30 protein-coding genes are annotated in these 26,410 nt (G+C 73.4%); 10 read left to right on the top strand and 20 right to left on the bottom strand.

What is annotated here, in order from left to right; all coding sequences use genetic code 11:
- Positions 1-13: 13 nt before the first annotated feature.
- From ACFC1F_RS25980 to ACFC1F_RS25970, 3 genes are all read right to left on the bottom strand, one after another.
- Positions 14-1,381 (bottom strand): LPXTG cell wall anchor domain-containing protein, encoded by a 1,368-nt coding sequence (locus tag ACFC1F_RS25980; protein ID WP_376161710.1) that lies wholly within the window; start codon positions 1,379-1,381, stop codon positions 14-16.
- Positions 1,382-1,593: 212 nt separating this feature from the next.
- Positions 1,594-2,340, bottom strand: coding sequence for an MBL fold metallo-hydrolase (locus ACFC1F_RS25975; protein ID WP_209416128.1), 747 nt, complete (start codon positions 2,338-2,340; stop codon positions 1,594-1,596).
- A 196-nt stretch (positions 2,341-2,536) separates the two neighbouring features.
- On the bottom strand, positions 2,537-2,728 hold the full coding sequence (locus ACFC1F_RS25970; protein WP_209416127.1) for a MarR family transcriptional regulator: 192 nt from the start codon (positions 2,726-2,728) through the stop codon (positions 2,537-2,539).
- A gap of 186 nt (positions 2,729-2,914) precedes the next feature.
- On the opposite strand from ACFC1F_RS25970, the gene ACFC1F_RS25965 reads away from it, so the two are divergent.
- A complete protein-coding gene (locus ACFC1F_RS25965; RefSeq protein ID WP_376161708.1) occupies positions 2,915-3,358 on the top strand; it encodes a type II toxin-antitoxin system PemK/MazF family toxin in 444 nt (147 codons plus the stop codon).
- A gap of 4 nt (positions 3,359-3,362) precedes the next feature.
- Here ACFC1F_RS25965 and ACFC1F_RS25960 read toward each other — a convergent pair whose 3' ends face one another.
- The 7 genes from ACFC1F_RS25960 to clpS all read right to left on the bottom strand — a co-directional run bounded on the left by ACFC1F_RS25960 (position 3,363) and on the right by clpS (position 8,126).
- Positions 3,363-4,331, bottom strand: coding sequence for a PLP-dependent cysteine synthase family protein (locus tag ACFC1F_RS25960; protein ID WP_376161706.1), 969 nt, complete (start codon positions 4,329-4,331; stop codon positions 3,363-3,365).
- Between the two features lie 78 nt (positions 4,332-4,409).
- Positions 4,410-4,688 carry a MoaD/ThiS family protein gene (locus tag ACFC1F_RS25955; RefSeq protein ID WP_209416124.1) on the bottom strand — a complete coding sequence of 93 codons (279 nt, stop codon included), beginning with the start codon at positions 4,686-4,688 and terminating at the stop codon, positions 4,410-4,412.
- A 102-nt stretch (positions 4,689-4,790) separates the two neighbouring features.
- Positions 4,791-4,910, bottom strand: a complete 120-nt coding sequence (locus ACFC1F_RS25950; protein WP_327677307.1) for a putative leader peptide — start codon at positions 4,908-4,910, stop codon at positions 4,791-4,793.
- 139 nt (positions 4,911-5,049) lie between these two features.
- Positions 5,050-5,481: a Mov34/MPN/PAD-1 family protein gene (locus ACFC1F_RS25945; RefSeq protein ID WP_209416123.1), complete on the bottom strand. Its 432-nt coding sequence runs from the start codon at positions 5,479-5,481 to the stop codon at positions 5,050-5,052.
- A gap of 66 nt (positions 5,482-5,547) precedes the next feature.
- The gene (locus ACFC1F_RS25940) at positions 5,548-6,990 is read right to left on the bottom strand and encodes an amino acid permease (RefSeq protein ID WP_376161703.1); all 1,443 of its coding nucleotides are present in this window, start codon (positions 6,988-6,990) and stop codon (positions 5,548-5,550) included.
- A 186-nt stretch (positions 6,991-7,176) separates the two neighbouring features.
- Positions 7,177-7,752, bottom strand: coding sequence for a DUF2017 domain-containing protein (locus ACFC1F_RS25935; protein ID WP_209416121.1), 576 nt, complete (start codon positions 7,750-7,752; stop codon positions 7,177-7,179).
- An 80-nt stretch (positions 7,753-7,832) separates the two neighbouring features.
- The gene (clpS, locus tag ACFC1F_RS25930; protein ID WP_148644646.1) at positions 7,833-8,126 is read right to left on the bottom strand and encodes an ATP-dependent Clp protease adapter ClpS; all 294 of its coding nucleotides are present in this window, start codon (positions 8,124-8,126) and stop codon (positions 7,833-7,835) included.
- Between the two features lie 154 nt (positions 8,127-8,280).
- On the opposite strand from clpS, the gene ACFC1F_RS25925 reads away from it, so the two are divergent.
- Both ACFC1F_RS25925 and ACFC1F_RS25920 read left to right on the top strand, forming a co-directional pair.
- Positions 8,281-9,597 (top strand): nicotinate phosphoribosyltransferase, encoded by a 1,317-nt coding sequence (locus tag ACFC1F_RS25925; protein ID WP_376161700.1) that lies wholly within the window; start codon positions 8,281-8,283, stop codon positions 9,595-9,597.
- A gap of 145 nt (positions 9,598-9,742) precedes the next feature.
- Positions 9,743-10,333 carry an isochorismatase family protein gene (locus ACFC1F_RS25920; protein WP_209416119.1) on the top strand — a complete coding sequence of 197 codons (591 nt, stop codon included), beginning with the start codon at positions 9,743-9,745 and terminating at the stop codon, positions 10,331-10,333.
- Positions 10,334-10,339: 6 nt separating this feature from the next.
- Here ACFC1F_RS25920 and ACFC1F_RS25915 read toward each other — a convergent pair whose 3' ends face one another.
- The gene (locus ACFC1F_RS25915) at positions 10,340-11,389 is read right to left on the bottom strand and encodes a hypothetical protein (protein WP_376161698.1); all 1,050 of its coding nucleotides are present in this window, start codon (positions 11,387-11,389) and stop codon (positions 10,340-10,342) included.
- 255 nt (positions 11,390-11,644) lie between these two features.
- On the opposite strand from ACFC1F_RS25915, the gene ACFC1F_RS25910 reads away from it, so the two are divergent.
- Together ACFC1F_RS25910 and ACFC1F_RS25905 are read left to right on the top strand one after the other, a co-directional pair.
- Positions 11,645-12,295 (top strand): hypothetical protein, encoded by a 651-nt coding sequence (locus tag ACFC1F_RS25910; protein WP_376161696.1) that lies wholly within the window; start codon positions 11,645-11,647, stop codon positions 12,293-12,295.
- Between the two features lie 634 nt (positions 12,296-12,929).
- Positions 12,930-13,373, top strand: coding sequence for a hypothetical protein (locus tag ACFC1F_RS25905; RefSeq protein ID WP_209416116.1), 444 nt, complete (start codon positions 12,930-12,932; stop codon positions 13,371-13,373).
- A 54-nt stretch (positions 13,374-13,427) separates the two neighbouring features.
- Here the strand turns inward: ACFC1F_RS25905 and ACFC1F_RS25900 are convergent, their stop codons facing one another.
- A complete protein-coding gene (locus ACFC1F_RS25900) occupies positions 13,428-14,009 on the bottom strand; it encodes a DinB family protein (RefSeq protein WP_376161694.1) in 582 nt (193 codons plus the stop codon).
- 154 nt (positions 14,010-14,163) lie between these two features.
- A complete protein-coding gene (locus ACFC1F_RS25895) occupies positions 14,164-14,538 on the bottom strand; it encodes a winged helix-turn-helix transcriptional regulator (protein WP_376161692.1) in 375 nt (124 codons plus the stop codon).
- A 214-nt stretch (positions 14,539-14,752) separates the two neighbouring features.
- On the opposite strand from ACFC1F_RS25895, the gene ACFC1F_RS25890 reads away from it, so the two are divergent.
- The 3 genes from ACFC1F_RS25890 to ACFC1F_RS25880 all read left to right on the top strand — a co-directional run bounded on the left by ACFC1F_RS25890 (position 14,753) and on the right by ACFC1F_RS25880 (position 16,647).
- Positions 14,753-15,412 carry an NAD(P)-dependent oxidoreductase gene (locus ACFC1F_RS25890; protein WP_376161690.1) on the top strand — a complete coding sequence of 220 codons (660 nt, stop codon included), beginning with the start codon at positions 14,753-14,755 and terminating at the stop codon, positions 15,410-15,412.
- A 161-nt stretch (positions 15,413-15,573) separates the two neighbouring features.
- Positions 15,574-16,062 carry a GNAT family N-acetyltransferase gene (locus ACFC1F_RS25885; protein WP_376161688.1) on the top strand — a complete coding sequence of 163 codons (489 nt, stop codon included), beginning with the start codon at positions 15,574-15,576 and terminating at the stop codon, positions 16,060-16,062.
- 12 nt (positions 16,063-16,074) lie between these two features.
- Positions 16,075-16,647 carry a GNAT family N-acetyltransferase gene (locus ACFC1F_RS25880; RefSeq protein ID WP_376161686.1) on the top strand — a complete coding sequence of 191 codons (573 nt, stop codon included), beginning with the start codon at positions 16,075-16,077 and terminating at the stop codon, positions 16,645-16,647.
- Here the strand turns inward: ACFC1F_RS25880 and ACFC1F_RS25875 are convergent.
- The 4 genes from ACFC1F_RS25875 to ACFC1F_RS25860 form a co-directional block, all read right to left on the bottom strand.
- The gene (locus ACFC1F_RS25875) at positions 16,641-17,774 is read right to left on the bottom strand and encodes a S8 family serine peptidase (RefSeq protein ID WP_376161725.1); all 1,134 of its coding nucleotides are present in this window, start codon (positions 17,772-17,774) and stop codon (positions 16,641-16,643) included. The two genes, ACFC1F_RS25880 and ACFC1F_RS25875, sit on opposite strands and share 7 nt — an antisense overlap.
- Before the next feature lie 270 nt (positions 17,775-18,044).
- On the bottom strand, positions 18,045-19,493 hold the full coding sequence (locus tag ACFC1F_RS25870; RefSeq protein ID WP_376161684.1) for a WXG100 family type VII secretion target: 1,449 nt from the start codon (positions 19,491-19,493) through the stop codon (positions 18,045-18,047).
- A gap of 43 nt (positions 19,494-19,536) precedes the next feature.
- On the bottom strand, positions 19,537-19,983 hold the full coding sequence (locus ACFC1F_RS25865) for a hypothetical protein (RefSeq protein ID WP_209416110.1): 447 nt from the start codon (positions 19,981-19,983) through the stop codon (positions 19,537-19,539).
- A gap of 177 nt (positions 19,984-20,160) precedes the next feature.
- Entirely contained in the window at positions 20,161-20,865 is a 705-nt protein-coding gene (locus ACFC1F_RS25860; RefSeq protein ID WP_376161682.1) for an endonuclease V, read from the bottom strand.
- A gap of 201 nt (positions 20,866-21,066) precedes the next feature.
- On the opposite strand from ACFC1F_RS25860, the gene ACFC1F_RS25855 reads away from it, so the two are divergent.
- Positions 21,067-21,381: a hypothetical protein gene (locus tag ACFC1F_RS25855; protein WP_376161681.1), complete on the top strand. Its 315-nt coding sequence runs from the start codon at positions 21,067-21,069 to the stop codon at positions 21,379-21,381.
- Positions 21,382-21,414: 33 nt separating this feature from the next.
- Here ACFC1F_RS25855 and ACFC1F_RS25850 read toward each other — a convergent pair whose 3' ends face one another.
- Both ACFC1F_RS25850 and ACFC1F_RS25845 read right to left on the bottom strand, forming a co-directional pair.
- Positions 21,415-22,119, bottom strand: coding sequence for an RDD family protein (locus ACFC1F_RS25850; protein WP_376161679.1), 705 nt, complete (start codon positions 22,117-22,119; stop codon positions 21,415-21,417).
- Positions 22,120-22,198: 79 nt separating this feature from the next.
- On the bottom strand, positions 22,199-23,839 hold the full coding sequence (locus tag ACFC1F_RS25845) for an RDD family protein (protein ID WP_376161677.1): 1,641 nt from the start codon (positions 23,837-23,839) through the stop codon (positions 22,199-22,201).
- Positions 23,840-24,233: 394 nt separating this feature from the next.
- Here ACFC1F_RS25845 and ACFC1F_RS25840 point away from each other — a divergent pair, with 394 nt between their 5' ends.
- A complete protein-coding gene (locus ACFC1F_RS25840) occupies positions 24,234-24,650 on the top strand; it encodes an SsgA family sporulation/cell division regulator (protein ID WP_376161675.1) in 417 nt (138 codons plus the stop codon).
- A gap of 209 nt (positions 24,651-24,859) precedes the next feature.
- On the opposite strand, the gene ACFC1F_RS25835 is transcribed toward ACFC1F_RS25840, so the two are convergent.
- Positions 24,860-26,263 (bottom strand): glycosyltransferase 87 family protein, encoded by a 1,404-nt coding sequence (locus ACFC1F_RS25835; protein ID WP_209416104.1) that lies wholly within the window; start codon positions 26,261-26,263, stop codon positions 24,860-24,862.
- Positions 26,264-26,410: the final 147 nt, after the last annotated feature.

Below are 26,410 nucleotides of genomic sequence, written 5' to 3'. Positions count from 1 at the left end.
GGTCGCCGTGGTGTCAGGCGGAGCGGCGGCGGCGGAGCAGGGCGAAGGCGCCCGAGCCGACGCCGAGCAGGGCCGCGGCGAGGCCCGCGATCACGCTGGTGTGGTCGCCGTCGGCGCCGGTGGTGGCCAGCCGCTCGGCGGGTGCGGGCGCGGCCACGGTGACCGTGCCGGGCGAGGCGGGGGCGGCGGCCGGCGTGGCGGTCGCGCCGGGCGCGGCCGGGGCGGTGGTGACGGCGGCGGCCGGCGCGGGGGCGGGGACGGCTCCGCCCTTCGGCTTCGGCTTGGCCTGGTTGGTGTCCTGGTTGGTGTCCTGGCCGGCGCCCGTGCCCGTGCCCTGGCCGGTGGCCGGGGTGGTGGTCGGGCCGGCGCCGCGCCCCTTCGCGGCGGTGTCCACGGCGACCTGGACGTCCACGCCGCCCGAGCAGGTCGTGGTGCCGTGGAAGGGGTGACCGGCCGACTCGTTGACGAAGACGCAGGGCTGCAACCGGGTCGGGCCGGCCGGCATGGCGGAGGGGTAGGTCACCCGGACCCGCTTGGTCGTCGTGCTGCCGGGCGCGGCCGAGGAGTCACGGCCGTCGAGGTAGAAGCCCGAGCCTCCGCCGTCCGCCTCCGACCGGGGCACGGCGGTCAGCGCCGTCCACCGGCCGTCGGCGCCGCGCACTTCGAGCTTGGCATGTCCGTCCGTGAAGAGCACGTTGCCGAGATTGACGTAGGCCGACGGGGTCGGGTTCCGGAGCACCGCGTCGAACTCGATCGGCGCGCCGCCGGCGACGGCCGTGTGTGGCACCCCGGCGATGCCGTTGGAGATCGAGTCCACCTTGATCTGGCGGGCGTCCTTGACCTCGGGCTCGACCGGGCCGTCCTGCCACCAGCCCTTGACGTTCGACCGGAGGGTGACGGCGGGGCCGACGCCGCCGTTGCTGTCGCCGTCGTGCGGCGTCCCCATGGGTGCGCCGAGCCGCAGGTGGACGTCGGTTCCCCCCGGCGGGACGATGATCTTGCCCGCGACGGTCGAGAAGACGACCTTGTCCCCCGCGGTGCGGGACTCCAGCGAGAGGTGCTCCCAGCTGCCGGTCATGTCGTTGCGCCAGTCCATGCTCATGGCGTTGGCCGGCGCCCCGAGGCTGGTCTCGACCGAGAGTTCCAGTGCGACGGCGAAGCCCTGGTCCCCCGCGTTGCCGATGGTCTCGGTGAACTCCACCGGCTGGCCGGCGAAGCCGATCCCGGCCGGGCCGTGGACGGTGAGGTTGAGCGGCCCCGCGGCGGCGAAGGCCGGCGCGGCGGTCACCGCCCCTCCGGCGACCAGCCCCGCGGTGAGGACGACGGCCGGAACGACGCCGCGGACACGGCGCAGGGCACGGTTGATCTGCTTCTGGCGCATGGATTCCCCCCGGAACCTTCCCGGACGGCGGCGAGGCCTCCCGGGCAGCACGAAGTAGGCGTGCTGGTGACGTTGACGGTGGCCGGCCCGACGGGCCCGGCCTGGTGATGCGGCTCTCCCGCCGCTCACTTACCAAGACGCCCGGGAGGCCTGACGGTTGCAGGTGATCCCGAAATTCTTCGTGTGCGCCCGCGAGGGGCCCGCCCGTCGGCTCAGATCTCGTAGACCGCGCCCGCCCGGGCGATGTCGACCGGGCCCGCGAAGGCGGCGGCGGCGTCCCGGCGGTTGTGCTCGGCGTCGGTCCACGGCGGGATGTGGGTGAGGACGAGGCGGCGGGCGCGGGCGGCGGTGGCGTGCTCGCCGGCCTCGCGCCCGTTGAGGTGGACGGCCTGGTAGGTGTCGCGGCCGTCGATGTACGCGGCTTCGCAGAGGAAGAGGTCGGCGTCGCGGGCGAGCTCGACGAGTTCGTCGCTCTCGCCGGTGTCGCCGGAGTAGACGAGGCTGCGGCCGTCGTGTTCGAGCCGGAAGGCGAAGGCGTCGACGGGGTGGTTGACCTGGGCGACGCCGATCCGGAACGGTCCGAGGTCGAAGCCGCCGGGGGTGAGGGTGCGGAAGTCGAAGACCTCCTTCATGCCGGGGTTCTCCGGCATGTCGTACGCGCGGGCGAGCCGCTCGGCGGTGCCGGCCGGGCCGTAGACGGGCATCGGGTCGGGACAGCCCTCGGCGCGGTAGTTGCGGGCGACCCAGTAGGCGCAGAGGTCGACGCAGTGGTCGGCGTGCAGGTGGCTGAGCAGGACGGCGTCGACGTCGTAGATGTCGGCGTACTTCTGCAGGGCGCCGAGTGCGCCGTTGCCGAGGTCGAGCACGACCCGGTAGCCGTCGGCCTCCACGAGGTAGCTGGAGCACGGGGAGTCGGCGGACGGGAAGCTCCCCGAGCACCCCACCACGGTCAGTTTCATCCGAGCCCCTCCGCCCCGACACGTCCTGGCTGCCGCTGGTCATGGCAGTGCGGGCCGGTGAACCGGCCGGTGACGCTGCCCTCGCGTGTGTCGAGGGTAAGGGCGGAGAGGCACTTTGCCCCCGTCTCCGTGCCGCGCTGTGGCTGGAATCACCAGAACGCCGGGGCGCCGGTCCGGCGGGGCCGCAGGCGCCGGTTCAGCGGTGGCGGGGACGCCGGCGGGCCCAGGCCCTGATCGTGTCGGGGTACCAGCGGGGGTGGCCGTCGCCGTCGACGACGTCCGGGTCGGGCAGCAGCCCGTGCCGCCGGTAGTTGCGGACGGTCTCCGGCTGGACGGTGATGTGGCGGGCGATCTCGGCGTACGACCACAGGTCGGTGCTGCGGCTCACGGGGTCACCTCCGGGGCGTGGGGGGACGTTCGGGAGCAGCTTTTCCGGAGCCCGGGGGTGGCTTTGCCGCAGAAACGGGCACTGTGGACGTTCCGTGACGAAACGGGAGCACGGTGCGGACAAATGCCCGGCGGTCACGGCGGCCACAGTGGTGGGGGCGGGTGCGGTCCCGGTACGGTTCGCCGCATGACTGGCATCTGGGTGGTCCTGGCCGTGGCGGGCGTCGCGGTCCTGGCGTTGGCCGTGCTCCGGCGGTCCCGGAAGGCCCCGGCCGCACCACGGGCACGGCCCCGCCCGGCGAAGGGCCGGCCGGGGCCGGCCCCGCAGGAGATCTGGTGGGCGCAGGTGCCGTTCGAGGACGGCCCGGGGGTGAAGGACCGCCCGTGCCTGGTGCTGCGGGTGAACGGCCGCACCGCGACCGTCGCGAAGATCACCAGCAAGCACCATGCCGACCGGCCCGGTGTGCTGCCGCTGCCGCCGGGCTCGGTGGGCGACCGCCAGGGCCGGACCAGCTGGCTGGAGACGGACGAGCTGCGCGAGGTGCCGCTCGCCGACTTCCGCCGCCGGGCCGGCGTGGTGGACCGGCAGATCTGGGCCCGCGCGCAGCGGGCGGTGTCGGCCGGCCAGTGAGCCGTCAGGCCCAGAGCTGGCCCTGCAGCGCCTCGACCGCGGCCTCGGTCGACTCGGCGGTGTAGATGCCGGTGGACAGGTACTTCCAGCCGCCGTCGGCGACGACGAAGACGATGTCGGCGCGCTGCCCGGCCGCGGCGGCCTTGCGGCCGGCGCCGAGCGCGGCGTGCAGGATCGCGCCGGTGGACACGCCCGCGAAGATGCCCTCCTGCTGGAGGAGTTCGCGGGTGCGGCGGACGGCGTCGGCGGAGCCGACGGAGAAGCGGGTGGTGAGCACCTCGGCGTCGTACAGCTCGGGGACGAAGCCCTCGTCGAGGTTGCGCAGGCCGTAGACCAGGTCGTCGTAGCGCGGTTCGGCGGCGACGATCCGGATGCCGGGGACCTTCTCGCGCAGGTAGCGGCCGACGCCCATCAGGGTGCCGGTGGTGCCGAGGCCGGCCACGAAGTGCGTGACGGTGGGCAGGTCGGCGAGGATCTCGGGGCCGGTCGTGGCGTAGTGGGCGCCGGCGTTGTCCGGGTTGCCGTACTGGTAGAGCATGACCCAGTCGGGGTGCTCGGCGGCGATCTCCTTGGCGATCCGCACCGCGGTGTTGGAGCCGCCGGCGGCCGGGGAGGCGATGATCTCGGCGCCCCACATGCGCAGCAGTTCGCGGCGCTCCTCGCTGGTGTTCTCGGGCATCACGCAGACCATCCGGTAGCCCTTGAGCTTTGCGGCCATGGCGAGCGAGATGCCGGTGTTGCCGCTGGTGGGTTCCAGGATGGTGCAGCCGGGGGTGAGCAGGCCGGCGGCCTCGGCGCGCTCGATCATGTGCAGCGCCGGGCGGTCCTTGATGGAGCCGGTGGGGTTGCGGTCCTCCAGCTTGGCCCAGAGGGTGACCTGGCCGTCGGCGTTGCCGGGGATGCCGGCGGAGAGGCGGGGCAGGCGGACCAGCGGGGTGTTGCCGACGGCTTCGAGCGGGCTGTCGTAACGCAAGGGGGGCCTCCGGCAACGGCGGTGAGGGTCGGGAGCGGCGGCTCCCCCGCCCGCGCGGGCGGGCGGGGGAGCGGGAGGTCAGCGGGCGCCGCCGGCCACGGCGGGCAGGATGGTGACGCTGTCGCCGTCGGCGAGGGCGGTGGAGATGCCCTCCAGGAAGCGGACGTCCTCGTCGTTCAGGTAGACGTTGACGAAGCGGCGCAGCTCGCCGCCCTCCAGCAGGCGGGCGGCGATGCCCGGGTGGCGGGCGTCGAGGTCGTGGAAGAGTTCCCCGAGGTTGCTGCCGGTGCCCTCGACGGCCTTGGCGCCGTCGGTGTAGGTGCGGAGGATGGTCGGGATGCGGACCTCGATGGCCATGGGTGCGCTCCTGTGCGAGTCGTGAGGTGGGTGGGCCGCAGCGGGCGCGGCAGGGCGGGTGGGCCCGGGGCGCAGGGCGTGCGGCGGGCGTGGGCGGGCGGCTCAGCGAGAGCGCGCCGGCGTGCCGGGACAGATCGCACTGGCGAGCCGGCACAGGTCGACGTGCAGGCGCGCCACGAGGCGGGTGCCCGGGGCCTGGGTGCTCACATCGACGGAACGCATGGGCTCATCGTATAGATTCCCGGCCTCGCTCCGACATGCCTGTCTCGCGATCCGGATGTTTCCGTTTCTTCTGTTGAGATGACGTCGGCCCGCCGACCGCTCGCGGGCAGTCGGCGGGCCGCGCCCAGGTGGGTGCTGGTCAGGGCTGGTAGGCCTCGACGACCTGGACGTCTTCCTCTGTGATCTCGCCGTCCACGATGCGGAACGAGCGGAACTGGTACGGGTCGTCGGGGCCGTTGCCGTCGGCGGTGGAGACCAGGACGTAGTGGGCGAACGGCTCGGAGGCGTAGCTCACGTCGGTGCGCGAGGGGTAGGCCTCGGTCGCGGTGTGCGAGTGGTAGACGATCACGGGCTCCTCGTCCCGGTCGTCCATCTCGCGGTACAGCTTGAGCAGGTCGCCCGAGTCGAACTCGTAGAAGGTGGGCGAGCGGGCGGCGTTGAGCATCGGGACGAACCGTTCGGGCCGCCCGGTCCCGGCCGGGCCCGCCACCACGCCACAGGCCTCGTCCGGGTGGTCGGCGCGGGCGTGGGCGACGATCGCGTCGCGCAGTTCTCGGGTGATGGTCAGCATGCGGTCAGGATAGCCACGCCCCGGCGGGCACCGGCCGGGGCGTCCACGCCGTGGTCCGACAGGTGGTCAGCCACCGACGCGGGCGTGCGGGTGCTCGTCGGCGACGGCGTCGAGGGCGGCCGGGCTGCGGCGCTTGAGGACCTGGTAACCGACCACCAGCAGCACGGCCCAGACGGGGAGGACGTACAGCGAGATGCGGCTGTCCTCGTCCAGGGCGATCAGCACGACGACCAGGGCGAGGAAGGCGAGCGCGGCCCAGCTGCTCCAGACGCCGCCGGGCGCCTTGAAGGTGGGCGGCGGGAGGTGGCCGGCCTTCCAGGCCTTGCGGTAGCGGATCTGGCAGATCAGGATCATCGCCCAGGTCCAGAGGCCGCAGACGGTGGCGACCGAGGTGATGTACTCGAACGCCTTGGCCGGGGCGAGGTAGTTGAGGACGACGCCGGCGCCCATCAGCAGCGAGGAGAGGGTGATCGCGGCGGCCGGGGTGCGGCGGGAGTTGAGCCTGGTGAGGCCGGCGGGGGCCTGGCCGCGCAGGGCGAGGTCGCGCAGCATCCGGCCGGTGGAGTACATGCCGGAGTTGCAGGAGGAGAGCGCCGCGGTGAGCACCACGAAGTTGATGATGCCGGCCGCGGCGGGGATGCCGATCTTGCCGAAGGCGGCGACGAACGGGCTGACGCCGGGCTGGAACTCGGTCCACGGGACGAGCGAGAGGATGACCACCAGGGCGCCGATGTAGAACAGCGCGATGCGCCAGGGCAGGGTGTTGATGGCGCGCGGCAGGGTCTTCTGCGGGTCCTCGCTCTCGCCGGCGGTGACGCCGACCAGTTCCACGCCGAGGTAGGCGAACATGACGATCTGCAGCGTCATCACGGTGGCGCCGATCCCCTTGGGGAAGAAGCCGCCGTTCTCCCAGAGGTGGCTGACCGACGCGGTGTCACCGGCGTCGCTGAAGCCGAGGGTGAGGACGCCGATGCCGATCAGGATCATGCCGATGATGGCGGTGACCTTGACCATGGAGAACCAGAACTCGATCTCGCCGAAGAGCTTCACCGAGATCAGGTTGGCCGCGTAGAGGATGACCAGGAAGGTCAGCGCGCTGAGCCACTGCGGGATGCCGGGCGCCCAGAACTTCACGTAGACGGCGGCGGCGGTGGTCTCCGCCATACCCGTGACAACCCAGAAGAGCCAGTACGTCCAGCCCGTCACATAGCCCGCGAAGGGGCCGAGGAACTCCCGGGCGTACTCCGCGAAGCTGCCCGACACCGGGCGGTACGTGAGGAGTTCACCGAGCGCCCGCATGATCGCGAAGATCGCCACGCCCGCCACCGCGTACGACAGGATCAGGCTCGGGCCGGACTTGGAGATCGCGGTGCCGGCGCCGAGGAAGAGGCCGGTGCCGATGGCGCCGCCGATCGCGATCATCTGGATCTGGCGGCTGCCCAGCCCCCGCTCGTAGCCCTCGCCGTCCGGTTCGGTGTCGACCGTTTCGTCGTGGAGCTGCTCGGCCATGGTGCACCGTCCTGGATGGGTCTCGTGGGGTGGAGAAGTCGTACCACGCGGCGTCCGGACAGCGGTGTGCATCTGAGCGACATTTGAGCATGGAGTACTACGGTTTCGCCCGATTTGAAACTAAAAGCCCCGACCCTCCGTCCAGCATGCGGACGGGGTCGGGGCCTGCCCGGAAGCGGGCGGAATTCAGTCCGAGAGCGCCTCCAGCAGCGACTCCTGGAGGGCGCCCAGCCACAGGTACGCCATCACCAGCGGCTTCCGCTCGTCGGCGTCCGGCAGGTCGTACAGCCCCTGCTCGTCCTCCTCGGTGACCTCCAGCCGCACGCCCAGGGTCAGCCGGAGGTCGTTGAGCGCGCACAGCCAGCGCGGGCAGTCGGCGGCGGGCAGCTTGAGCACCCCGCCCTCGCCGCCGAGCCCGTCCAGCGCCCGGACCACCTGCAGTGCGTCGTCGCGCTTGCGGGCGCGCAGGTCGAGCTCGGTGTAGCGGCGGAACTCGCCGGAGGCCGCCCTGCTCTCGTCGTCCTGGGGCTTCTCCGGGTCCCGGTAGGCGTCCGGGAACAGCCGGGCCAGCGCCGGGTCCGAGGGCGCCTCGGTCGGGCCCTCGGCGAACAGCGCGGCCAGCGGGTCGCCGCCCTCACCGCCCGGGCCGGGGCCGATCAGCTCCAGCATCTGCACTTCCAGGGAGCGCAGGATGGAGGCCTCCACCTCGTCCAGCGCGATCGCCGCGCTCCCGCCGCCGGCACTCTCGAACAACCCAGCCATCGTTATCGGTCAGCCCGTCTTCGTCGTCTTCGGTGGTGCGGCGCCGCCCCCGGTGGTGCGGCGCCCGGCGGCGCCGCGGCTCAGTCGTGCTGGAGCGTCGCCCAGAGGCCGTAGCCGTGCATCGCCTGCACGTCGCGCTCCATCTCCTCGCGGGAGCCGCTGGAGACCACCGCCCGACCCTTGGTGTGCACCTCCATCATCAGCTTCCTGGCCTTGTCCTTCGGGTACCCGAAGTAGGCCTGGAAGACGTACTGGACGTAGCTCATCAGGTTGACCGGGTCGTTGTGCACGATGGTCACCCAGGGGGTGTCCGGCTCCGCCACCGGCAGGCCTTCGACCTCCGGTCGCTCGATCTCCGCGGGCGCGACACTCACCGCCGGGTCCTCCTCGCCGTTCCTCCGGTACCTGCACCTTTCAGCCCCCATGCTGCCATCCGGGGGACCTCCGGGCGATTCCGCCCCACGCCTTCGCGAACGCCCCCCACGAGAAATCGTCAATCTGACGCTAAGTGGTAGTAGCATCATCCCCATGGACGCCACTTCAGTGCGCGCGGCCGGTTCGACCGCGCTCCTCACCGACCGCTACGAGCTCACCATGCTGCAGGCCGCCCTGCAGAGCGGGGCCGCGCACCGCCGCTCCGTGTTCGAGGTGTTCACCCGCCGCCTGCCGAGCGGACGCCGCTACGGCGTGATGGCCGGCACCGGCCGGGTCCTGGACGCGGTCGAGAACTTCCGCTTCACCGCGGCGCAGCTCGACTGGCTGGCCGCCCAGGACGTGGTCGACGCCGACACCCTGCGCTTCCTGGCCGACTACCGCTTCACCGGCGACATCCACGGCTACCCGGAGGGCGAGGCGTACTTCCCCGGCTCGCCGCTGATGACCGTCGAGGGCACCTTCGCCGAGGCGGTGATCCTGGAGACGGTGATCCTGTCGATCCTCAACCACGACTCGGCGATCGCCGCCGCCGCCTCCCGGATGACCTCCGCCGCCGGCGGGCGCCCGGTGATCGAGATGGGCGCCCGGCGCGCCCACGAGCAGGCCGCCGTCTCGGCCGCCCGGGCCGCGTACGTGGCCGGCTTCGCGGCCACCTCCGACCTGGAGGCCGGCTTCACCCACGGCATCCCCACCACCGGCACCGCCGCGCACGCCTTCACCCTGGTGCACGACAGCGAGCGGGACGCGTTCCGGGCGCAGATCGCCTCGATGGGCAAGGGCACGACGCTGCTGGTCGACACCTACGACCTGCGCGAGGCCGTCCGCACCGCCGTCGAGGTGGCCGGGACCGAGCTGGGCGCGGTGCGGATCGACTCCGGCGACCTCACCCTGCTGGCCCACCGGGTCCGCCGCCAGCTGGACGAGCTCGGCGCCCGCGACACGAAGATCATCGTCACCTCGGACCTCGACGAGTACGCGATCGCCGCCCTGGCGGCCGCCCCGGTGGACGGCTACGGCGTCGGCACCAGCCTGGTCACCGGCAGCGGCCACCCGACCTGCGCGATGGTCTACAAGCTGGTCGCCCGGGCCGCTTCGCCGGACGGCCCGCTGGTGCCGGTCGCCAAGCGCGCGGCCGGCGGCAAGACCAGCATCGGCGGCCGCAAGTGGGCGGCCCGGCGGCCCGACGCGGACGGCGTGGCCGAGGCCGAGGTGGTCGGCACCGGCGCCGTCCCGGCCGACCTGGAGCCGCACCTGCTCCAGGTGCCGCTGGTGCTGGCCGGCGAGGTGGTCGGCCGGGAGCCGCTGGGCGCGGCCCGCGAACGCCACGTCCGGGCCCGCGCGGGACTGCCGCTCTCGGCCACCCAGCTCTCCAAGGGCGACCCGGTCCTGCCGACCGAACTGATGCTGTGACAGCGGGCGGCGGAGCGCGGGGCGGGGCCCGGGTGCTCCCCGGGCCTTCCGCCCCCGGGTGCCACTGCCTACAGTCGACCGTAGAGTTCCCACCGGAGGCGCACAGAACCAGCGCGCCGTCCCCCCACAACCGAGGATGCGAGCCATGCACCGGGCACTGATCGTCGTCGACGTGCAGAACGACTTCTGCGAGGGCGGCAGTCTGGCCGTCGCCGGCGGGGCCGAGGTGGCCGCCGCGATCACCGACCTGATCGCCGAGGGCCGCCCCGGGTACCAGCACGTCCTCGCCACCCGCGACAACCACATCGACCCGGGCGACCACTTCTCCGACGACCCGGACTACGTCAACAGCTGGCCGGTGCACTGCGTGGCGGGCACCGAGGGGGTGGGCTTCCACCCCAACTTCGCGCCCTCCGTCACCTCCGGCGCCATCGAGGCGGTCTTCGACAAGGGTGCCTACGCGGCGGCGTACAGCGGGTTCGAGGGGCTGGACGAGAACAACCGCGGGCCGGTCGACTGGCTGCGCGAGCGCCAGGTCACCGAGGTGGACGTGGTCGGCCTGGCCACCGACCACTGCGTCAAGGCCACCGCGCTGGACGCGGCCCGGGCGGGCTTCACCACCCGCGTCCTGCTGGACCTGACGGCGGGCGTGGCGCCCGGGACCACCGCCGCCGCGCTGGAGGAGCTGCGGGCGGCCGGGGTCGAGCTGGTCGGCACGCCGACCGTTCACGGCTGAGCCGGGTCAGCCCTCGCCGAGCAGCAGTTCCACCACGTCGGTGCCGCCCTGCCGGAAGGCCTCGCGCAGTTCGGCGCCGACCGCGTCCGGTTCGGTGGCCAGCCGGGCACCGGAGAGGTAGACCACCCGGATCCCCAGGTACTCCATCCGGTGCTGGCCGCCGCGCACCCAGGCGGCCTCGCCCTCGCTGACGCAGCGCAGCTCCGAGTCGACCTCCACCGCCACGCCGGCCTGCGGCCAGTACAGGTCCGGCACGGCGATGTAGGTGCCGCCGCGCATCCGCAGCTCCGGGCCGGCCAGCGGGACGGGCAGCAGCCACTCGTCGACCAGTTCGCCGATCCGCGCCAGTGCGGCGTCCCGCTCCTCGGCCAGCAGCTCGTCCAGCGCGGGCCGCACCCGCAGGTCGGCGGCCAGCCCGGACTCGGTCAGCTCGGCGACCAGCTCCTGGAGGGTGCAGCGGGCCTCGGACCGGCGCACCCGGGCGCCGGCCCGGCCCAGGGCCTCCCGGAGCACCTCGCGGACGGGCAGCGCGGCGCCGTCGCCGGACTCCGCCGCGCCCTCGGCCGTCCACTCGCGCACCGCGTCGGCGACCGCCCGGGCGACCGGCGCACAGGCCAGCCCGTGCACCGAGCGGGCCACCAACTCCCTTTCGGTGCGCCGGATCCGGACCTCGCCGGCGTCCTTCAGGCGGCGCTGACGGGGCACCAGCACGTCCACCCCGGTGACCGCCGGGAGCCGGGGCACCGCGGCGAAGCCGTACAGCGCGAGCGCGGCGGTGCCGGTGATCACCGCGCCCTCCCGGCGGCCCTCCTCCCGGCCGTTCTGCGCCGCGTACAGCAGTGCGGCCCACATCCGCTGCTCGGGGGTGGGCTCGCCGGACTGCAGCAGGTAGACCCTGGGCAGCAGGCGCTGCCAGGGCCCGCCGCGGCGGCAGTGCTCACTGACGACCCGGCCCGGCACGCCCCGGGCGCGCAGCTGGCTGGCGGTGACGACGTTCTGCTGACGCTTCGCCAGTTCCTCCAGGGACGGCGGCGGCGAGGGAATCCGGTAGCTCATGCCGACACCATCCCCAACAGCCCGGACCGCTCATCGGTCGCCTGACGCACTGTTACCCAACCGTCGCGAAACCGGGATCAGCCCGCACTAAAGTCCCCATACCCTCACCCATTTGGAGTAATGGGAGGTCACACGGTTGCCGCCGCTGGCCGTGGCCGGTCAACGACCAGGGTTTCTGACCGAGAGTGACCAAGGGCATACGCCGAAGCGCCGCCGGGCGTCACTCCCGCTCCCTGGATTGCCTACCCTTAGTTCATGTCACGTGACGAGACCGCCGGCCTCCGCGCGGCCCAGCTCCGCCTCGGCCGCCTGCCCGGATACGTCCGCCGGCCGGACCCGGCCCGCCGCAGCGGCGAACAGGGCCATACGTACAAGAAGGGCTGGGAGGTCCGCTTCACCGCCCGCAGTGAAGCCGAGATAGCCGAGATCCGCGACCTCGTGGTCGCCGCCGGATTCGCCCCGGCCAGACCCTTCTTCAAGGGGCACCAACTGATCCAGCCCGTCTACGGGATGGCCGCCGTCCAGGCCTACCTGGCCGCGAGACAGGCGGCCGAGGAGCACGCCGCCCGCACGGCCGCCGGCCGGGGGCGGGGAGGCGGCGGGACCGACGCCGGCGACGGGACCGGCCCGGCGGACGCGGCCGACGGGACCGGGGCGGCCGACGCGGCCGTCCGGCGGCACCGGGAAGGCGCCGCGAGGGGTGCCGTGGAGGACCCCGGGGACGGCGGCGAGAGCGTGGCGGCCGCGGCCCGTGCAGCGGCGGCCACGGCGGCGACGGCGGTCACGGCGGCGAGGGCGGCCGAACTGGCCCGGCGGCGGGCCGTCGAGTCGTTCCCCGCCCAGCTCGGACGGAGCACCGCGGCGGACGACCTGCCCTCCCCCTCGGAGGCCAGCACGTCTGGCTGACGCATCGTCATAGCACCCTTCCCGTCCGGCCGTCCGCACATGCGGCAGGCGCGAGGGGCGCGAACGGGGCGGGCGCCGGACGACCCGCCCCGCCACCTCCACCCCTCACCTCCGCCACCCGGCCCCGCACCTGCGCCCCCCGGAGGCCCTGCTTCACCCCACCCCGGACACCCCGCTTCGCCCACCCCGGACACCCTGCTTCGCCCACCCCCGGCGCGCGCGGTCCACGGGAGCGCACCACCCACCCGCACGCCCGCCTCCGCGCCCGCCGCCCATCCGCCGCGCGCGCGTCCGGTGGCGCGGGCGGGGCTTCACGCCTCGGGTGTGGACGTGAGCCACCGGACCGCCTACGGTGACCCATCAACCGCTCCACCGCCCTTGCCGGCCACCCCCGCTGACCGGCCATGACATCTTCACTCTCGCGACCCTGGCAGCGCTGCGCACCACCCCCACCACCGGCCCCGCGCCACCCCGCCGCCCGTCGGCCCACACCCGGCCACCGCTGGAACCGGCCGAGCGGCGGCACGTTCCGGGCATTCAATCCGATTGGTAACCCAGCGCACCGAGCGCCTACCGTAGAGTGAGCACGGATGATCGACCGCCAGAAGCCCATCTCACTTGCCGAGAAGCCGAGATGACCAACCGTCATGACAGCACCGCCGAGCCTCCCCCGGGGCCCGGCGAACCGCCTGCGGTATCACTGGAGTTCGCGGCGTTCTGCGAGCTCCACCGGCCGCGTTACCTCAGCTACGCCCGGGTCTGGCTGCCGGACAGTACTGAGGCGGCCGGCGCCGTCCAGCAGGCGTTCGCCGAAATCGCCGTCCAGTGGCGCGAGTTGCTGGGGAGCTCCAACCCGACCGCGAACGCCTGGCAGATCCTGCGCGGGACGGTCAACGAGCACACCCTCCGGGCCGACCCCCCGGCCGGGCCCAGCCGCCCCGCCGACGACGACCTGGCGATCCTGCACTACATCGTCGGCCTCGCCGCCCCCGAGATCGCCGACGTCATCGGCACCGACACCGCCAGCGTGGCCGGCCGACTCCGCCGCACCATGCTCCGCGAGGCCTCCGGCTGGTGACCCCGGCCGGGCCGTCGCACCCCGCTCCCCCGCACCGCCGTTCGGCCGGCGGGATCAGACCCGCTCGCCCGTCACGTCGAACAGGTGGTGGACCGGGTCGTGGACCAGGTAGCGGGAGAACGACTCCACGGTGAAGCGTGCGCCGTCACTGCGGTTGCCGGTGCGCTGCCACTGCTCGGCGGCCAGCCTCTCGAACGCGTCCGCCAGGACCTGCGCGGCCTCGTCCAGCTCCACCGAGACCTCCTGCGGCAGCTGCTCCGCGTAGCGCTCGGCGACGGCCGTCTCGTCCTGGTCCCAGTTCGGGAAGTCCGGGTTCTCCTGGTCGAGCATGAGGTTCAGCCGGAAGTGGAACAGCCGGAAGACGTCCCGGACATGGCACGCGTACTCCAGGTCCGACCAGATCTCCGGACGGGGGCGGCGGCGCAGCTCCTCCTCGTCCCCGGCCAGCACGGCCACCCAGGCGCCGGCGTTGTCCCGGATCAGCCCGGGGACCGCCTCGCGGGCCACGGCCGCGGAGTCCAGGCCGCAGTCCGGGCACGCGCGCTCCAGGACCCACGTCCAGTCCTTGGTGTCCGGGACGATGGCGTCGCCGGTGGCGGTGGCGGTGGCGGCGGGGGTGTTCTCAGGAGTGGTCATGCGTCCAGGATGGCCGCCCGGACGCGGCCCCCACCAGCGGCCATAGCGCCAGCGGGCACCGAAATGCTGCCAGCCCGGCGCCGCTCGGCCCGCGCGCCACGGCTCGTCCCGCTCGGCCCGCGCGCCGCGGCTCGACCCGGTCGTCCCGGTGGTCCTACTCGCCCCGCCCCTCCCGCTCGTCCCGCTCGTACGCCTCGCGGGCCTCCAGCAGGGCGGCCAGGTGCTCGCGGCTCCACCCGCAGACCGCGTCCATCGGCCCCAGCAGCGAACGGCCCAGCGGTGTCAGCGCGTACTCCACCCGCGGCGGGTTCTCGGCGTACTCGGTCCGGCTCACCACCCCGTCGTGCTCCATCGCGCGGAGCGTCTCGGCCAGCACCTTCGCCGTGATGCCCACCAGCGGCACCCGCAGCTCGGAGAACCGGCGCTGACCGCCCTCCAGACAGCGCATCAGTTTCCAGGTCCACTTCTTGCCGCCCAGCACCGGCATCGTCTGCACCGGGCAGTCCGGGTCGAAGAAGTCCGCCGGCAAGGGTGCGAGGGGCGGGCGTTCGAGAGGCCGGGGTGCGAGGGGCGACGGTTCCAGTGACAGGGGTTCGATCGCAGTCGGCGGCATGGCCCCGACCGTAGCCGACCCACCGTCCCCGCAGGCCCCCGCCGGTACCGTTGAAGTAACCGGCCGCCCCCGGTCTACCGTCACCGCAACGGCGGGCGACAGCGCCCCCGGCGAGCGGACGGAGACCACAATGAGCAGCACCCCCAGGCAGGTTGACCGCGGCGTCGTCGTCTTCGGCGCGGGCGGCCAGGTCGGGCGCGCAGTCGTCACCGAGGCCCGGCGGCGCGGACTGGCGGTGACCGCCGCCGTCCGCGACCCCGAGCGCCACCGGGACCTCGCCGGCGAGGGCGTCAGCCTCGTGCGCTGCGACGTCACCGACCCGGCCGCCGTCGCCGCGACCGCACACGGGCACACCGCCGCCGTCTCCACCGTCTACACGCCCGACGTCCCCTCCACGGACTTCTACGGGGCCACCGCCGACGCGCTGGTGGCCGGCCTCGGCACGGCCCGGGTCCGCCGGCTGGTGCACGTCGGTGTCGCCACCACCCTGGAGACCGCGCCCGGCACCGCCGTCCACGACGACCCGGCCTTCCCCGAGGCCTACCGCGCCTTCTCGCTCGGCCACGCCCTCGCCCTGGACCGGCTGCGGGAGTCCGACGCCGCCCTCGACTGGGTCGTGGTCACCCCGCCCCTCGACCTCGACCGCGCCGCCCCCGGCACCGGCCGCTACCGGACCGGCGGCCCACAGGTCCTCGGCGAGCGGATCGCCCAGGCCGACCTCGCCGTGGCCGTGGTCGACGAGCTCACCGCACCCGCCCACCACCGCGAGCAGATCGCCGTCGCCGAGTAGCCCGGCCTACCCAGTGTGCCCGGCGCGGGCCGGGGCGCCACGGCCGGCCGGGGCGCCGCTGCCAGCCGGCCGGCAGCGGCAGGTTCCGGCCCTCCGCAGGGAGATCCGCCCCGGCCAAAACCGCTGGTCGGACCGGGGCGCACCGGTCCATGCTGGACACCATGCTCATCCGCGAAGCCACCCCCGACGACTGGCCGGCGATCTGGCCCTTCCTGCGCGAGATCATCGCCGCCGGCGAAACCTACAGCTGGGACCGCGACACCGACGAGGAACGCGCCCGCGCCCTCTGGTTCAAGCCCGCACCCGGCCGCACCTTCGTCGCCGTCGACGAGGACGGCACCGTCCTCGGCACCGCCGAGAGCCACCCCAACCAGGCCGGCGGCGGCTCCCACGTCGCCAACGCCGGCTTCATGGTCGACCCCCGTCACTCCGGCCGGGGCGTCGCCCGCGCCCTCTGCGCCCACGTCCTCGACCAGGCCCGCGCCGACGGCTACCGCGCCATGCAGTTCAACGCCGTCGTCGAGACCAACCACCGCGCCGTCGCGCTCTGGCAGACCTTCGGCTTCGAGATCCTCACCACCGTCCCCGAGGCCTTCCGCCACCCCGACAAGGGCTACGTCGGCCTGCACGTCATGCACCGGAAGCTCTGAGGCCGCCCGGACATGATCAACGACGCCGCGCTCGCCCAGAAGCCCACCCTGCACGGGCCCACCATCACCCTCGTGCCCCTGGCCGCCCGCCACACCGAACCCATGTGGCGGTTCACCGCCGACGAGGAGACCAACCGCCTCACCGGCACCCGCCAGACCTTCACCCACGACCAGATCCGCACCTGGTGCGCCACCCGCGCCGAACAGCCCGACCGCCTCGACCTCGCCGTCGAGGACCCCGCCACCGGCCGGTTCCTCGGCGAACTCGCCCTCAACGACCTCGACCGCGACAACGCCTCCGCGAGCTTCCGGATCGCCCTCACCCCCGGCAGCACCGGCCGCGGCATCGGCACCGAGGCCACCCGCCTCCTCCTCCGCCACGCCTTCGAGGAGGTCCGCCTCCACCGCGTCCACCTGGAGGTCTGGGCCTTCAACGAACGCGCCGCCCGCGCCTACGAGAAGGCCGGCTTCGTCCTCGAAGGCCGCGCCCGCCAGGCCCACCACTGGGCCGGCGAGTTCCACGACGTCCTGCACATGGCGGCCCTGCGCGACGAGTGGCTGGCGGCCCAACCGCAGGCCTACTGATACGGGTTCCCCGTCGGCGGCGCCGGAGGCTGCTGCGGCGGCGCGTAGCCGTACCCCTGCTGCCCGGGCGGCCCGGGGGGCGGTGGCACCGGATACGGGTAGCCGGTGCCACCCGGCTCCGCCGCAGCCTCCCGCCGCTTGCGCCGCCCGCGCACCACCAACGACACGCAGACGGCGACGAGCACCAGCCCGAACAGCACCCCGGCGCCGATGAGCGTGTAGGTGATCCCGGGATTGCCCTTCGCCCCGGCGGAGGGCACCCCGGGCGGCGCCTCCCCCGCGTCCGGAGCCCCCTGCGACTCTGCCCGGCTCAGCAGCGGATTCTCCTTCGGCCCCCCGTCCACGGCGGGATTCGGCGCCAGGGCCTTGGCGGGGTCGATGATCCCGTAGCCGTAGTGGGCATCGGGCACTGCCGAACCGTCCGACGGAGGGGTAGCGCTCTTGATCATCCGGTTGATGACCTGGCCGGCGGAGAGGGTGGGGTACTTCGAACGGATGAGGGCCGCCGTCGCAGACACGTAGGCGGTGGCGTCCGAGGTGCCATCGCCGATGCCATAACTCGAAGTCGAAGTGGCAGTGGCGCGATAAACCTCCACACCCGGTGCGGCGATCGTTGTCTCGGGACCGAATGTGGATTTCTCCCACACCTCTCCCTGTTCATCGACCGCCGCCACTGCAACCACGCCAGGGAAGGCCGCCGGGTACTCGACAGGCAAAGCCCTGTTCCCGCTATTTCCAGTGGATGCCACGAGAACGACATCCTTGGCTACGGCATACTTGATCGCGTCACGCGCCTCGGAATCAAGCCGCGCATAGCCTCCGAGCGAAATGTTGACGACCTTCGCTCCGTGATCCACTGCAAATCTGACGGCCAAAGCAATGTCGGACTGTTCGAGTCCAGCCGACTCTCCATCACTTCTGATCTTGATGGGAAGGATCTTTGCCTTGGGTGCGAGGCCCATGACGCCGGCCTGTGGACCGTGCCCCGTACCGGCAATCAAACTGGCCATACCGGTACCATGGCCGTTCCTATCCGTCCGGCCATCCGTCTTCTCGCCGGAGAAATCGGCTCCAGACAGTACCTGCCCAACAAGATCCTGGTGATCTCCCTCAACGCCACCGTCCACCACGGCGACAATAACTCCGTCACCCTGGCTTACCGGCCAGATCTTTGATTCTGCCTGATATTTCTTCAGGGGCCATTGCCCATCGCGAATCTGATCCGCAGCTGCCGGAGAAGCAGCCACTCCCCACAAGAGGGTCCCGGCAGCCAACGAAGCTGCACCTCGCACAAGCCGGCTGCTCGTCAAGCCTGGTCACCCCACTCAGCGAAGCGTCCCGCAGGTCACGGACCTGCGGGACGACTGATCATCAGCCTGTCCACTAGCGGACAGGGCTCATTCCACCACGTTCGGGTTGGCGGGCTTGTCCGACGCCCAGGTCTCCTCGTCCTCGACGAGGTAATCCGGCCGCTTGCCGTCCTTACCCTTCTCCTTCTTGCGCCGCTGGGCATCGGTGAGCGGCATGCCGGGCGCCATACCGCCCGCCGCATTCGCGCCCAGCTCTCCCCGGGCCCGACCTCGGGCTCCGAGCCCGGAACCGCCTTCGGTGAAGGCCTGCTTCGCCCCGGATCCGCTCCCCGGACGCGCGCCCCCGCCGACAATGCCTCCAGTCCGCCCCGAAAGACCGCCTCCGGGGCGGGCCCCCGCGGCGCGGCCTCCAGTCCCGAAACCGCCTCCGAGCTCCTCTCCCGCGCCGAAAGCCTTTCCACCGCGTCCGGCAGCCTTACCAGGGGCACTCGCCGTGCGGCCGAATACGTCCTTGTTCTGGATCCCGCCGCCCTTGCCAGGGTTGTTTCCCTGCCCTGCCTGCCCGCCCATGATCGGCCCGCCTCCGGTCGGCCCCGGTCCGCCACCATTACCACTCGCCGTGGGGCCGATGGGCGTTCCGGGGTTGGACGTCGGGTTGGCGGGGTTGGTGGACAGCGGACTGGTCCCGGACGTGCCGGAAGGATTGATCGTCGTGCCGTCGATCCCGGTACCGGGGCCGTAGTTCGTGACGGACGGAGGCTTGGGAGCCGCCTGAGCCGTCCCACCCTTGATGCCCGAGTCCGTCCTCGGTGGTGTCGGTGCCGGCTTCGCCGCCGCCGACCTCGGCGCAGGCTGATCAGCGGCCTTCCCTACCCGCGGCGTCGAACCTCCGGTGGCGACCGGCACCGTTCCTGTCCCGGTATAGCCGATTCCGGCCATGACGGCGCTCAGTGCCGGTGCTCCCGCGGAGGCATCGGCTGGAGACGATGGGACGTCGTGAACGTCATCGCGGCGCGGAAGTGGCGGCGGCGGCTTCAGCATCGGCGCCGCGACCCGGTAGTGCATCGCCAGCGTCTGCATGACCGCCGCCGCTTCGGCCTTCTTCTGCTCCGCGACCGCCGTCTTCGTGTCCTCGTCGTCGCCGCCGAAGACGGCGGAGACCGTGTCGCCGACTCCGTCGGTGAACTGCTCCCACCCGCTGGGCTCTTCGGGCATGTCGTGCTTGGCCTGGGCGATGGCTTCGGACAGGTGCTTGAGGGTGTTGGCGGCGTCGTTGGCGTAGGAGGCCGCGTTGTTGATGGTGGCGGCGAGGTTGAGCATGCGCTTGTGGAAGGCGTCGCTGGTGCTGCCTTCCCAGCTGACGGCGGCCTCGGTGCTGGCGCGGGTGAGGGTGGCGCGGATGGCCTTGAGGGTGTCGGCGGCGCGGCGCCAGGGGTCGCTGGCGGCCATCACCTCGCCGGGGTTGAGGGCCTGGGCCATCTTCCGGAGTTCGGCGTGGCTGTAGTCGTTGAACTTGGTGTAGCCCGATCCGCTCATCGGTGGCCGTCTCCGTTCTCCGGGGGCTGTTGGCGTGCGGCGCTCATCGCTCGGACTTCCCGCCGCTGTGCTGGGCCGGGGCGACGGTCTGGGCGTAGGCGGCGGCGCTGGTGGCGGAGGGGCTGGCGACCGACCAGCCGTCGTCGCCGAGCTTCAGCTTGCCCGAGGTGCGGTGTTCCTGCTCCTCGTAGTTGGTGGCGGTGAGTTCGGCCTTCTTCTGGGCGTCGTCGACGGCGTCCTGGAGCTGGTTGAGGACGTCGCGCAGGCCGTCCCGCATGGTCTGGTAGCGGTCGTGCAGCTCGGTGGCCTCGGCGAAGGTGCCGAGGGCGCTCTTGCCCACGGCGCTCTGGCCGTGGGCCGTGGTGCCGTCGGCGTGGTGCTGGAACTCGGCCAGCAGTCCGCGTACCTGGGCGGCGAACGCCCTCAGCTGATCGACCTCGACGCGGTATCCCTGGCCGCCCCCGCCGGTCGATCCGGTCCCCGTCGCCACTTCCGGCGCCTCCCCTGCGTCCGTCGTTCCGCTGCCTGTGAGGCCGCCGTTCGGCGGCTGCCCCGTGTAGCCGTCCCGTTCAACTGTTCTGCGCAGCTTCCGGAGAGACATGTCTAACACATGCTCCGGGCCGGGAGTATGGCGCTTCGGCCGAACCGCCGACGGGCCGGCGAGCCGTCAGTTCGCGGACGTCCCCTTCTGCAGGGCGGCGAGGGCCCGGCGGCAGAGCGAGTCGGCATGGCGGGTGGTCTCGGGCAGCCGGTACCGGTCGGCGAGGGCGAGGGTGGTGTCGACGGCTTCGGTCAGGCCGATGCGGTGGCCGACGGAGACGAAGACGGGTTTGACGCCGGCCCGGGTGCGGACGGCGCGCCCGACCTCCTCGCCGGTGGCGGGGTCGGTGAGCGGGGCCCAGGAGCCTCGGGGGGCGCCGGGTTCGCGGTGGTCGAAGGTGAACGGGGTCTTGGCGACGCCGATGGTGCGCAGGCCGGTGAGCACACCGAGGTGGCTGGCGAGGCCGAGGCGGCGCGGGTGGGCGAGGCCGTAGCCGTCGCAGACGACGGTACCGGGGGCGTGGGTGAGCCGTTCGAGGACGTCCAGGACTGCGGGGAGTTCGCGGAAGGCGAGCAGGCCGGGGACGTAGGGGAAGGCGACGCGGTCGACGGCGGTGGCCTCCTCGACGACGGCGAGGCCGTCGAGGTCGAGGACCACCGCGGCGGCGACGACGAGGTCCCGTTCGTCGTCGTAGGCGACGTCGACACCGGCGATCAGCCGGTCGTCCTGCGCGCCGGAGGGACCGGGGCCGTACGGCTGGACGAGCGGGCGCAGCCGTTCCTGTTCGGCGATCGCCTCGGTCTCGGTGGTGGGCCAGTCGGCGACGGGCACGGCGGTTCCCCCTGAGTGCGTGAACGGTCCGGTCACGATCACCGTACCGAGCGGGGCGCACGACCCCACGGTGAGCCCGTGCGCCCCCCGTGCCCCAGGTCCGGCGGGTTAGGCTGCACTTACCGAACTCCCGTGCCGGGTAGGAACATTCGGTACCGGCACCACCCGCCCGTTTCCCCCGACGTGCGAAGGACCGACGCCATGCCGCGCCCGACCACCGCTCAGATATGCCTCGGCACCTTCACCGTCGTCGCCGCCACCGTGGCACTGCTGGCCGTCTCGGGCGCCACGGGCGTCCTGGCGGTCACGGTGCTGGTCGGGTTCGCGCTCGCGCTCGGCACGCTGGTGACGGTGCTGTCACTGTCCACCACCGCGCAGCGCGGGAAGCCCGCGCCGAAGCCGGCCCCCGCGCCGACTCCCGTACCGGCCCCCACCCCCGCGCCGGAGCCCGCCCCCTCCCCCGCTCCCGCTCCCGCTCCCGCTCCCGCCGGGCACGAGTACGCCCGGCAGCGCTGAGGCGCCACCGGGCGCCACCGGGATCACGGACACTCAGGCTGTGGAGACCACCACGGTCTTCGCGGCCTTGTCGTGGATGCACTGGCTGTACGGCTTGTCGAAGACGCCGAACAGGCCGTCGATCACCCACCAGAAGGCGGCGCAGCAGACCACCGCCGGGAGGATGAAGACGGCGGACCTGGTCCAGGCGGCGGCCGGGGTCGGCGTGCTGCCGTCGATCAGCATGGCGACCCGGATCTTCAAGGCCTTCTTGCCGAGGGTCTGGCCGTCCCGGCTGAGCATCACACCGTCGTAGATCAGGTACAGCCCGCAGGCGAGCCAGAACGCGCCGGCCGAGCCGAAGCGGTCGCCGAGACTGGCGAAGGGCAGCACCACGAGAAGTGCGACCACCTGGACCAGCAGGTAGTCGATCAGCTGGGCGAGGATCCGGCTGGGCCAGCTGCCGAGCGGCGGCATCCCGGGGACGGGCCCGGTACCCGGCGAGCCGTAGCCGGACGGCGGCTTGTCGTACGGCGACTGGCCGTAGGGGCTCTGCCCGTACGGCGACCCGCCGGGGGTACCGCCGTAATTGCCGCCGTACGCGCCGGGGCGGTCGTCGGGGCTGCCGGGCCGGGGGTTTCCGTACGGGTCTGACGGCGCACCTTCCGGCGTGCCGCCGGCCGACTGCGGGGGCTGCTTGTCGGAGGAGGGCTGGCCGCCCCCTTCCGGGTCGGGGCCTGAGGGATTGTAGGTGCTCATGCCCCTGAGTAGAACATCACACATTCTCCGAGCTTCGGATATTTAGTCCGTTTCGCCCGGTGACCTCCGCCGGGCCGGGTCAGGACCGGACGACCCGGGTGCGGGCCGCGCGGTCGTGCCAGCCGCGCCGGGCCGGACGGTCGAACACCGGCCAGACGAGGCCGAGCAGCAGGACCGCCGAGGCGTTCCTGACCAGCCATCGGCAGAGCGAGCGTCCGACGGTCAGCCGGACACGGGCCGCCGAGGGAGCCGCGTCGATGACCCGGATCCGGGCCAGCCGCTTGCCGAAGGTCTGGCCGGTGCGGGCGGTCGGCAGGACCTCGTAGAGCAGGCCGACGAAGGCGAGGATGCCGACCAGGACGGCGAACTTGCCGACCACCACGCCGTCCACCAGCCAGACGTCGACCTGGCGGCGGGTGAGCGAGCTGGCCATCCGGGCCTGGTCGAGCTTGTCCTGCAGGTGGGTCCTGACCGAGTTGCCGAGCGGGACGGCGGCGGCGGTGGCGACCACGGCCAGGACGGCGGTGTCCACCAGCCGGGCGGCCAGCCGGCGCCCGAGCCCGGCCGGCACCGGCGGGGCCGGGCGGCGACGGGTGGCCGGGCGCGGCCCGGGCACCGGACGCGCCGCACGGGTGGCGGGGGCCGCGGCACGAGCGGGCGCCGCGGCACGAGCGGGCGCCGGCGCCACCTCCACCGCCGGCCCAGGGGCCGACTCCGGCGCCCCGTCCGCCGCCGACCCGGGAGCCGACTCCTGCTCCGGCTCCGGCCCCGCAACCGGCCCCGCCACCGGAACGGGCATCGGAACGGGCATCGGAACGGGCATCGGCACGGTGACCCGCACGGCCGCCGCCACCGGCGCGGGATCCACCGCGGCCTCGGCCGCCACGGCCGGCCCGGCCACCGAAGCGCCTACCTCACCCCTGGACGCCTCCGCCCCGAACGCCTCCGCCCCGAACGCCTCCGTCCGAACCGCCTCGACCCTGGACGCCTCCACCCTGGAGGGTTCAACCCTGGACGCCTCCGCCCACTGCTCCGCCCCGGGCAGCACGCCCCAGGAGACCCACCGCGGCGCGCCGCCGGTCTCCATCAGCCCCCGCTGCGCCTGCGGGTCGACCTGCCAGCCGGCCTGCGCCTCGTCTGCCGGCCCGACCTCGCGCACCGTCTCGCGCACCGCCTCCCAACCCGCCGCGCCCGCCGCGCCCGCCGCGTCGTCCGCACCCTCCGGCCGGAACACCGTCCCGCCGGCGGCCAACTGCGGCCCGAAGGTGAACGACGCGCCGCCCGCCGTCTGGTCCAGGTACACCGGTCCGGTCTCCCCGGACGAGGCCTCCGCCACGTCCGCCGCCTTGTCGGACGCCCGCTCCGGCACTCGCTCCGGCACCCGCTCCGGCGCCCGCTCCACGACAGCCGCGGCACCCCCGGGGGCGTGCGACGCCACCCCTTCCTCCGCCTCCTCCGTTCCGGCCGGCCCCGCCGGCGGCGGCACGTACCGTGCTCCGACCCCCGCGCCGGCGGCACCGCCCGCCGCCCCGCTGCGGCGGGCCACGAACCGGGGCGGCTGAAGCACCTCGCCCTCCGCCGGTGAGGGGCGGCTGGTCCCGGGCACCCAGGCCGTGCCGCCCCAGTAGCGGACGAAGCCGGGGATGGAGGGGTCGGGGTAGTAGCCCGGTGCGGGATCGACGGCCGTGTCCGCGCCGCCGGCGAAGGGCTGGTCCGTCATGGGGGTCTTCTTTCCTCGCAGGGCCGTGCGGCGCGCCCGGCGAGCGGTTCACGACGGCGGCTCGGGCGGCACGGGTGGCTTCGCCGTCGGCGCGCGCGAGGGTACCGCCGGATGGGCGGACAGTCGCCGGGCAGTCACAAAGGGTAGTACCTCGGAAGCCCGGAGGTTGGAACTTGGCCAATCACCGGACAGCCCCGACCCGGCCGGGGTAGGGACGAGGGCGCACCGCGGTGGTCCCGTGCCCGTTCCCCCGGCGCCCCACCGCTCTGCGCCGCGGTCCGCGGACTCCCCCGAAGAAATCCCGGAAACGTGTGTAAGAGCGCGCCCGGCCCGCGCTCTCCAAAGTCACAGGGCCCGGAACCGGGCACGAACCGCAGGCAGAGAGGAAGCGATCATGGAACGCCCGACGAGCGTGGTGGAGCACGAGCTGGAGCTCAACCTGGTGCTCTCCCCCGAGCACAGCGTCCCCGTCCCGGCCCGGCTGTCGTACGGCAGCCACGACCCGTACGCGGTGCACATCACCTTCCACCTGGACACCGGCTCGCCGGTCACCTGGGTGTTCGCCCGCGAGCTGCTGGTGGAGGGCACGTTCCGCCCGTGCGGGCAGGGGGACGTGCGGATCTGGCCGACCCGGTCGGGGCGGCGCAGCGTGCTCTGCATGGCGCTGAGTTCGCCGGCCGGGGACGCGCTGCTGGAGGCGCCGCTGCCGGCGGTGGCCGCCTGGCTGGAGCGTGCTCACCGGCTGGTGCCGCCGGGCAGCGAGATGGCCGCCCTGGACATGGACGGTTCGCTCGCCGAGCTGCTCGCGTGAGTGCGCGCGACCTGGTCGCGCGGCACGGCTCCACCGGCCCGGCGCATCCCACCGGCCCACGAAAGCCCGGCACACCCCAGGACCCCACCGGCCCACGACGGCCCGGCACACCCCGGGACCCCACCGGCCCACGACGGCCCGGCACACCCCAGGACCCCACCGGCCCACGAAAGCCCGGCACACCCCAGGACCCCACCGGCCCCGACGACTCAGCGGGCCGCGGGGGCCTGCTGATGGTCGCGCGCGGGACCCGGACGGCCGCCGCCCGCCCGCTGCCCGGGCAGCAGGGCCAGCGGCGCGCCGGCGGCCCGTCGGCGCGCCCATATCCGTAGCGCGGCGGCGAGCAGGAAGCAGATCCCGACCAGGGGGTAGATGGAGGTCGGGATCTGGCGGAGCGGCGAGAGGTGCAGGACGAGGTCGCCCAGCGGCTTCGCGGCCCACATCGCGAAGGAGAGGAACGCGACCAGCGTCGCCCCGAAGGCGGCGCGCCAGCGCACCTTGCGGACGGCGGCCGGACGGGCCCGCTCGACCGAGGCCTCGCAGGCGAGCAGGACGAGCAGGGGCACGCACCAGACCCAGTGGTGGGTCCAGCTGATCGGCGAGATCAGCACCGCGGTGACGGCGGCGCAGCAGACGCCCCACGCCTCGGCGCGCGGAAGCCAGCGCGAGCTCCTGGCCGCCCAGGCGGCGATGGCGAGGCCGGCCAGTGCGGCCAGGCCGGCGCCCAGGGTGGCGACGGTCCCGGGGTCGCTGGTGTGCAGCAGCCGGGCGAAGGCGCCGCGGAGCGACTGGTTGTCGACGATGTGGGTCTTGCCGACCCGCGAGGAGTCGTAGAGGTACTTGGTCCAGAAGCCCCAGGTGGCGTCGGGCAGCACCAGCGCTCCGACGAGGAACGTGCCGAGGAAGGTGAAGCCGGCCACGAAGGCGGCCCGGATCCGGCCGGTGAGCAGCAGGTAGACGGCGAACAGTCCGGGGGTGAGCTTGATGCCGGCGGCGATGCCGATCGCGACGCCCTTGCTGCGGCGGCCGTCCGGGCGGGTGAGGTCCCAGAGGATGAGGCACGCCAGGGCGAGGTTGATCTGGCCGTAGCGCAGTGTGGTGAAGACGGGTTCGAGCCAGACCCCGGCACCGGTGACCAGGATCACGCCGAGGGCGCGCAGTTCGCGGCGCGGCCAGCCGACGAGCTTGAAGGAGAGATGGGTGAGGAGCGCGAGCAGCCCGAGGTTGCCGAGCGTGATCACGATCCGGAGGACCGGGACGGGGAACCAGGTCGTCGGCACGAACAGCATCGCGGCGAACGGCGGGTAGGTGGCGGGCAGGTTCCACTCGGTGACCCGCAGGGCGTAGAGGTCGCGGCCGTCGGCCACGGCGGCGCCCTCGGCCCGGTAGACGATCATGTCGACCATCGAGGTGTGGACGAAGTGCCGGACCACGGCGTAGACCACCAGGGACAGCAGCGCCACGGCCGAGACGGCCAGCAGCGGCCGGCGCGGTGCCTCGCGCAGCGCCCGTACGGGTGCGCCGAGGGCGGCCGCGAGGCGGTCCGACAGGGGGGCGGGCGCCGGGTCGGGTGCGGTCTGCACCGTGCTGCGCTCGTCTTGCACCGCTGTCACTGTTCGCTCCGTCCACCGTTCGACCAACCAGCGACGATACCGGATGCCCGCCGGGCCGGCCCGGCCAGAGGCGGTGACGGAGAGTGAGCAACAGGCCCGGCCGGGCCGGCGGCGGTTGGGGGGGGGGCGGGGCGGCCGGGGGCGGGG

Origin of the sequence: Kitasatospora sp. NPDC056181, assembly GCF_042266225.1 — a bacterium.
Classification (GTDB): Bacteria; Actinomycetota; Actinomycetes; order Streptomycetales; family Streptomycetaceae; genus Kitasatospora.
The sequence above is the reverse complement of the archived record's forward strand: the minus strand, read 5'-3'. Positions and strand labels throughout refer to the sequence as shown.

Coding starts and splice junctions, on each gene's coding strand:
- ACFC1F_RS25980 (WP_376161710.1), bottom strand. CDS start 1,381: ATGCGCCAGAAGCAGATCAACCGTGCCCTGCGCCGTGTCCGCGGCGTC.
- ACFC1F_RS25975 (WP_209416128.1), bottom strand. CDS start 2,340: ATGAAACTGACCGTGGTGGGGTGCTCGGGGAGCTTCCCGTCCGCCGAC.
- ACFC1F_RS25965 (WP_376161708.1), top strand. CDS start 2,915: ATGACTGGCATCTGGGTGGTCCTGGCCGTGGCGGGCGTCGCGGTCCTG.
- ACFC1F_RS25955 (WP_209416124.1), bottom strand. CDS start 4,688: ATGGCCATCGAGGTCCGCATCCCGACCATCCTCCGCACCTACACCGAC.
- ACFC1F_RS25950 (WP_327677307.1), bottom strand. CDS start 4,910: ATGCGTTCCGTCGATGTGAGCACCCAGGCCCCGGGCACCCGCCTCGTG.
- ACFC1F_RS25945 (WP_209416123.1), bottom strand. CDS start 5,481: ATGCTGACCATCACCCGAGAACTGCGCGACGCGATCGTCGCCCACGCC.
- ACFC1F_RS25940 (WP_376161703.1), bottom strand. CDS start 6,990: ATGGCCGAGCAGCTCCACGACGAAACGGTCGACACCGAACCGGACGGC.
- ACFC1F_RS25935 (WP_209416121.1), bottom strand. CDS start 7,752: ATGGCTGGGTTGTTCGAGAGTGCCGGCGGCGGGAGCGCGGCGATCGCG.
- ACFC1F_RS25925 (WP_376161700.1), top strand. CDS start 8,281: ATGGACGCCACTTCAGTGCGCGCGGCCGGTTCGACCGCGCTCCTCACC.
- ACFC1F_RS25920 (WP_209416119.1), top strand. CDS start 9,743: ATGCACCGGGCACTGATCGTCGTCGACGTGCAGAACGACTTCTGCGAG.
- ACFC1F_RS25915 (WP_376161698.1), bottom strand. CDS start 11,389: ATGAGCTACCGGATTCCCTCGCCGCCGCCGTCCCTGGAGGAACTGGCG.
- ACFC1F_RS25910 (WP_376161696.1), top strand. CDS start 11,645: ATGTCACGTGACGAGACCGCCGGCCTCCGCGCGGCCCAGCTCCGCCTC.
- ACFC1F_RS25905 (WP_209416116.1), top strand. CDS start 12,930: ATGACCAACCGTCATGACAGCACCGCCGAGCCTCCCCCGGGGCCCGGC.
- ACFC1F_RS25900 (WP_376161694.1), bottom strand. CDS start 14,009: ATGACCACTCCTGAGAACACCCCCGCCGCCACCGCCACCGCCACCGGC.
- ACFC1F_RS25890 (WP_376161690.1), top strand. CDS start 14,753: ATGAGCAGCACCCCCAGGCAGGTTGACCGCGGCGTCGTCGTCTTCGGC.
- ACFC1F_RS25885 (WP_376161688.1), top strand. CDS start 15,574: ATGCTCATCCGCGAAGCCACCCCCGACGACTGGCCGGCGATCTGGCCC.
- ACFC1F_RS25880 (WP_376161686.1), top strand. CDS start 16,075: ATGATCAACGACGCCGCGCTCGCCCAGAAGCCCACCCTGCACGGGCCC.
- ACFC1F_RS25870 (WP_376161684.1), bottom strand. CDS start 19,493: ATGAGCGGATCGGGCTACACCAAGTTCAACGACTACAGCCACGCCGAA.
- ACFC1F_RS25855 (WP_376161681.1), top strand. CDS start 21,067: ATGCCGCGCCCGACCACCGCTCAGATATGCCTCGGCACCTTCACCGTC.
- ACFC1F_RS25850 (WP_376161679.1), bottom strand. CDS start 22,119: ATGAGCACCTACAATCCCTCAGGCCCCGACCCGGAAGGGGGCGGCCAG.
- ACFC1F_RS25845 (WP_376161677.1), bottom strand. CDS start 23,839: ATGACGGACCAGCCCTTCGCCGGCGGCGCGGACACGGCCGTCGATCCC.
- ACFC1F_RS25840 (WP_376161675.1), top strand. CDS start 24,234: ATGGAACGCCCGACGAGCGTGGTGGAGCACGAGCTGGAGCTCAACCTG.